The sequence below is a fragment of the Saccharopolyspora sp. genome (assembly GCF_017434145.1).
Classification (GTDB): Bacteria; Actinomycetota; Actinomycetes; order Mycobacteriales; family Pseudonocardiaceae; genus Saccharopolyspora_C; species Saccharopolyspora_C galaxeae.
Genome location: NZ_JAFRFW010000984.1, coordinates 1 through 5,292 on the forward strand (window position 1 = coordinate 1; position 5,292 = coordinate 5,292).

The following is a 5,292-nucleotide window of genomic DNA, read 5'->3' on the forward strand; positions in this document are numbered from 1 at the left end:
CCGTCGCCATGTTCACCGAGGAGGTCGGCGTCGACCCCTCCCGCGACGGCGGCGCCGCGGGCTACCGGGCGCGGGTTGCGGAGCTGATCGCCGCCGGTCGCGCGTTCGCCCGGTTCGACGGCGGTGAGGTCGTGTTCAAGGCCGAGATCGGGGCGATGTCCCGCTCGGTCGGGCAGATCCAGGGCGTGTGGGTGCATCCGGACCGGCGCAGCTCGGGGCTCGGCACTACGGGAACGGCGGCCATCGCGGACCGCCTCGTGCGCGGTCTGGGGCGCACCGCGAGCCTGTACGTGAACGGCTTCAACGTCTCCGCGAGGGTGGCCTACGGCAAGGTGGGCTTCCACCAACTGGGCACGTTCAGCACGGTGCTGTTCTAAATCCTTTCTTCCGCGGGAGACCCCGCACCAAGGCGTACCGGCGGGTGCTGTGCTGCGCCGTTCGGCCCAGGCGAAGCGGGAGTGCCCGGCGACGATCGGCTCAACGCCTGCGCCCGGTGCCGGGACCGGATGATCTGACGGTGGGTGGGCGCCCGGAACGGTCGTACCCCTTCGGCATACTTCCCACGTGATTTCCTCCCGGATCTTCTACCCGCGGACCTCGCGAGCCGTGACCGCACTGGCCGGGCTGGCGCTGGCGGTGCCCCTCGCGGGCTGCGGCGCGTTCGACTCCGGCCCGTCCGCCCATGACGTCGCCACGTCGTTCCTCGGATCGCTCTCGGCCGGGGACGCCGCGGTCGCCGCGGGGCGCACCGACGCGCCGGGACAGGCGCAGCAGACGCTTGAACGCTCGTGGACCAACTTGCACCCGCAGGGCGTGCGGACCGAGGTGCGCAACGTGAGCGAAGGCGAGGGCCCGAACCCCGCCTCGGTCAAGTTCTACGCGACCTGGGACCTCGGCGGCGGCCGGGTTTTCGAGTACGAGGGCCACATGCGCCTCGCCGACACCGACCAGGGCTACAAGGTGCACTGGGAGCCGTCGGTGCTGCACCCCAAGCTCGGGCCGGGCCAGGCGCTGACGCTCAACGAGCAGCCGCCGCAGCCCGAGCCGGTGCTCGACCGCGACGGCAAGCCGTTGATGACCCCGGAGCAGATCGTCAACGTCAACCTGGACCCGCAGGCGGCCGGGGACCTGCCCGGCGTGGCCGCGCAGCTCGCGGACGGCATCAAGCCGGTGGAGCCGGAGATCTCCCAGCAGTCCATCTTGGACGGTGCCGCGAAGACCAAGCCCGGGCAGCCGTACTCGGTGATCTCGTTGCGGCAGGCCGACTACGAGCGGGTGCGCCCGGCGATCTACGACCTGCCCGGGGTGCAGTTCCCGGCCAAGCAGCAGCTGGTGACCCCGGAACGCGGCTACGCCTCGCAGGTGCTCTCCGGTGTGTCCAAGCAGGCCGACGAGCAGGTCAAGGCGGGCACCGGTTGGAGCGTGGCGACCGCGAACGCGGACGGCGCCCCCGCCCAGGTGCTCCAGGAGCAAGCGCCGAAACCGGTCGCGCAGGTGAGCACCACGCTCAGCGATCAGGTGCAGCGGGCCGCCGAGCAGGCGGTGCAGCCGGTGCCGCAGGCCGCGATGGTCGTGGCGATGCGGCCGTCCAACGGCGACGTGCTGGCGGTGGCGCAGAACGACCCGGCCGACGCGCAGGGCTCGCTCGCGCTGACCGGCCAGTTCCCGCCCGGCTCCACGTTCAAGATCGCCACCGCGGCGGCCGGGCTGGAAACCGGCAAGGTGACCAAGGACCAGCCGGTGGACTGCCCGGCGAGCAAGGTCTTCGACGGCCGCACGGTGCCGAACGACAAGAACTTCGCGCTCGGCATGGTGCCGCTGCACACCGCCTTCGCCAAGTCCTGCAACACCACGTTCGCGCAGCTGGCCGTGGACATGCCCGCGCAGACGCTGACGAACACGGCCCAGCAGCTCGGCGTCGGCGTGGACTTCGTGATGCCGGGTGCCACCACGATCACCGGGCAGGCTCCGCCCGGGCAGAACATCACCGGCCGCGCGTCCAACGGTTTCGGGCAGGGGCAGGTGCTGACCAGCCCGTTCGGGATGGCGCTGGCCTCGGCCAGCGTGGCGAACGGTTCGATGCCCACGCCGAAGCTGATCCAGGGCGAGCAGACCAAGGCCGATTCGACTCCGCAGCCGCTGTCGCCGCAGACGGTGGAGCAGCTGCGGCCGATGATGCGCGAGGTCGTCACCGACGGGACGGCCAAGGGCGTCGCAGGTGCCGGTGAGGTGTTCGGCAAGACCGGCACGGCGCAGTTCGGCGACGGCACGCACTCGCACGGCTGGGTCGTCGGCTACCGCGGCGACATGGCCTTCGCGGTGCTGCTGACCGACGCGGGCTCCTCCACCCCCGCGGTGGACGTGGCGAACAACGTCCTGACCAACACCCCTTGATCCGCTAGCACTTCCCCAGGAGTGAACGGACCGTTCGCCCCAATAGCCTGGTCGAACGGTCCGTTCACGCAGTGCTCCTGCCGGGAGTGAACGGCCTGTTCGTCCCACTAGATTGGTCGAACGGTCCGTTCGCTCAGTGCTCCGTTCGCTTGGGAGAGCGCCAGGGGTGCCCGGCGCTGCCCGGGCGAACGGCCCGTTCACCCGGTGCGCCCCCGGCCGCCACCGGGCCGTGACCGCACGTTCTAGAGTGAGGACATGCCGGTACGAGCCCCGTTGCAGCCAGGAGTGCAGACCCCCCGTCGGCCGGTGCCGGCGTCGATCCAGCGCCCCGAGTACGTCGACAAACCCGCTCCGCAGCGCAACACCGACCCGGACGTGCAGCCGCCCGAGGTCATCGCCGCGATGCGGGAGTCCTGCAAGCTCGCCGCGCAGGCGCTCGAAGAGGCGGGCAAGGCCGTGCAGCCGGGCGCGACCACCGACCAGGTGGACGAGGCGGTGCACCGGTTCTTCGTCGACCACGGCGCCTACCCGTCCACGCTGGGCTACCGCGGTTTCCCGAAGTCCTGCTGCACCTCGCTGAACGAGGTGATCTGCCACGGCATCCCGGACTCGACGGTGATCGAGGACGGCGACATCGTGAACGTCGACGTCACCGGCTATATCGGCGGCGTGCACGGCGACACCAACGCCACCTTCCTGGCAGGCGACGTCTCCGAGGAGGCGAAGCTGCTGGTCGAGCGCACCCACGAGGCCACGATGCGCGGCATCCGCGCGGCCAAGCCGGGGCGCCAGCTCAACGTCATCGGCCGGGTCATCGAGTCCTACGCGAAGCGCTTCGGCTACGGCGTGGTGCGCGACTTCACCGGGCACGGCATCGGCCGCTCGTTCCACAGCGGCCTGGTGGTGCTGCACTACGACGAGCCGTCGGTGCAGACCGTGCTGGAACCGGGCATGACGTTCACCATCGAGCCGATGATCACCCTCGGCACCCACGAGTACGACATGTGGGACGACGAGTGGACGGTGACCACCCGGGACAAGAGCTGGACCGCCCAGTTCGAGCACACCATCCTGATCACCGAGGACGGCAACGAGATCCTCACCCTGCCGTGAGCGGCCTGCTGGTCGCCGGGACCACCTCGGACGCGGGCAAGAGCGTCGTGGTCGCCGGGATCTGCCGGTGGCTGGCCCGCGCCGGGGCCCGGGTGGCGCCGTTCAAGGCGCAGAACATGTCGAACAACTCGGTGGTGTGCCCGGACGGCGGCGAGATCGGCCGGGCGCAGGCGGTGCAGTCCGCGGCCTGCGGGCTGGAGCCGTCGGTGCGCTACAACCCGGTGCTGCTCAAGCCGGGCGGCGACCGGAGTTCGCAGGTCGTGGTGCTGGGCCGGGCGGACGGTTCGGTGACCGCGCTGTCCTACCGGCAGCGCAAGGCCGCGCTGCTGGAAACCGTGGCGGCGACGCTGGAGCAGCTGCGCGGCGAGTACGACCACGTCATCTGCGAAGGCGCCGGCTCGCCCGCGGAGATCAACCTGCGGGCCACCGACATCGCGAACATGGGCTTGGCCCGGGCCGCGGAACTACCGGTGCTGGTGGTCGGCGACATCGATCGCGGCGGGGTGTTCGCCTCGCTCTACGGCACCTTGGCGCTGCTGGACGCCGCCGATCAAGCGCTGGTCAGCGGGTTCGTGATCAACAAGTTCCGGGGCGATCCGGCGCTGCTGGCACCCGGTCTGGAACAGGTGCGGGCGCTGACCGGCCGTCCGGTGCAGGGCGTGCTGCCGTGGGCCGAGGAGTTGTGGCTGGACGCGGAGGATTCGCTGTCCTACGTGGCCGACGGTGTCGTCGGCAGGCCGCAGCCGCCGCGCGGTGACCAGTGGCTGCGGGTCGCGGTGCCGAAGCTGCCGCGCATCTCCAACGCCACCGACATCGAGGCGCTGGCCGCGGAGCCGGGGGTGGCCGTCCGGTTCGTCACCGAGCCTTCGCGGCTCACCGACGCGGATCTGGTCGTGCTGCCCGGGTCGAAGGCGACCGTCGAGGACCTGGCTTGGCTGCACCGCACCGGCCTGGCCGACGCGGTGCTCGCGCACGCGCGGGCGGGACTGCCGGTCTTCGGCATCTGCGGCGGTTTCCAGATGCTGTCGGGGCGCATCGTCGACGAGGTCGAATCCGGTGGGGGAGTAGTCGACGGCCTCGGCCTGCTGGACCTGGAGATCGAGTTCGCGCCGGAGAAGACGCTGCGGCGGCCCGCGGGCACCGCGTTCGGCGAACCCGTTTCCGGCTACGAGATCCACCACGGCCTGCCGGTGCGCAGGGGCGACGCGCTGGAACCGCTGTTGACCTCGGACGACGGTGTTCCGGAGGGAGCGTTGGCCGGGTCGGTCGGCGGCACGCACTGGCACGGGCTGTTCGAGAACGACGAGTTCCGCCGCCGATTCCTCGCGTTCGCGGCCGAGCGGTCCGGCCGGGACGGGTTCGCCGTCGCCGCGGGCACCTCGTTCGCCGCGCTGCGCGAAGCCCAGCTCGACCTGCTCGGCGATCTGGTCGAGCGGCACCTGGACACCGGTGCGCTGCGCAAGCTGCTCGACGGCGGTGCGCCCGCCGGGATGCCGGTGATCGGACCGAATGCGGTGCCGGGAGGATCTCCACGGGCGTAGCGTCTGCGTCATGAGCACCCGATTCTCCGCGGAGGAAGCGCAGGCGCGGCTGCCCGAGCTGCTCGACCGGGCCGAGTCCGGCGAGGAGATCGTGATCACCCGGTTCGGTGCCCCGTTGGCGGTGCTGCGACGTGCCGATTCCGCGGACGGCGCGGCGAGTTCCGGCGTGCTGCGCTCGGGAAGCTACGGCGTGCTGGGCGCGGCGTGGGCGGCGCCCGTCGGTGGTGAAGCGGCCGGCGAGGTC

The 5,292-nt window shown here is 71.4% G+C and carries 5 protein-coding genes; all 5 read left to right on the forward strand.

Features of this window, described 5'->3' with window-relative positions; genetic code table 11:
* On the forward strand, positions 1-377 hold a 377-nt coding region (locus tag IJH84_RS26710; protein ID WP_295150400.1), incomplete at its 5' end, for a GNAT family N-acetyltransferase.
* Between the two features lie 187 nt (positions 378-564).
* Positions 565-2,394, forward strand: coding sequence for a penicillin-binding transpeptidase domain-containing protein (locus IJH84_RS26715; RefSeq protein ID WP_295150403.1), 1,830 nt, complete (start codon positions 565-567; stop codon positions 2,392-2,394).
* Between the two features lie 255 nt (positions 2,395-2,649).
* On the forward strand, positions 2,650-3,507 hold the full coding sequence (gene map / locus IJH84_RS26720) for a type I methionyl aminopeptidase (RefSeq protein ID WP_295150406.1): 858 nt from the start codon (positions 2,650-2,652) through the stop codon (positions 3,505-3,507).
* Positions 3,504-5,048 carry a cobyric acid synthase gene (locus tag IJH84_RS26725; protein ID WP_295150409.1) on the forward strand — a complete coding sequence of 515 codons (1,545 nt, stop codon included), beginning with the start codon at positions 3,504-3,506 and terminating at the stop codon, positions 5,046-5,048. The genes map and IJH84_RS26725 overlap by 4 nt, the downstream gene beginning before the upstream one ends.
* 10 nt (positions 5,049-5,058) lie before the next feature.
* The coding region (locus tag IJH84_RS26730) for a type II toxin-antitoxin system Phd/YefM family antitoxin (RefSeq protein ID WP_295150412.1) at positions 5,059-5,292 on the forward strand (234 nt) is incomplete at its 3' end.